The organism is Streptomyces kebangsaanensis, assembly GCF_001906585.1.
Taxonomy (GTDB): Bacteria; Actinomycetota; Actinomycetes; order Streptomycetales; family Streptomycetaceae; genus Streptomyces; species Streptomyces kebangsaanensis.
In genome coordinates, this window is record NZ_JUJA01000077.1 from 670 (window position 1) to 995 (window position 326).

A 326-nucleotide genomic window follows, 5' to 3' on the forward strand; every position below is an offset into this window, starting at 1 on the left:
GGCGGCGAAGCCGCGCAGCCGCTCCTCACTTGCGTGCCGCTTGGTCAGCGCGTCCTCGACGTGGTGGAGCATGCGGTTGAAGGCGGCGGAGACCCGGCCCACCTCACTGCGCGGATCGGCCCCCGGCACCCGCGGCGGCAGCGCCACCTCGCCACTGGCCAGCGGCAGCTCGCTGACCCGCACGGCGGTCCGAGCGACCCTGTGCAGCGGCCGCAGCGACCAGCGCACCCAGAGGGCTCCGGCGATCCCGGCGACTGCGAGCGCGAGCCCGAAGACGGTCCCGGCGACCAGTTCGAGCCGGTGGACCGCGGCCCGCACCGGCTCCA

General features: G+C 76.1%; 1 protein-coding gene. It reads right to left on the reverse strand.

Translation table 11 applies throughout. The features are described from left to right. The coding region (locus RH94_RS43035) for a HAMP domain-containing protein (RefSeq protein ID WP_234425688.1) at positions 1 to 326 on the reverse strand (326 nt) is incomplete at both ends.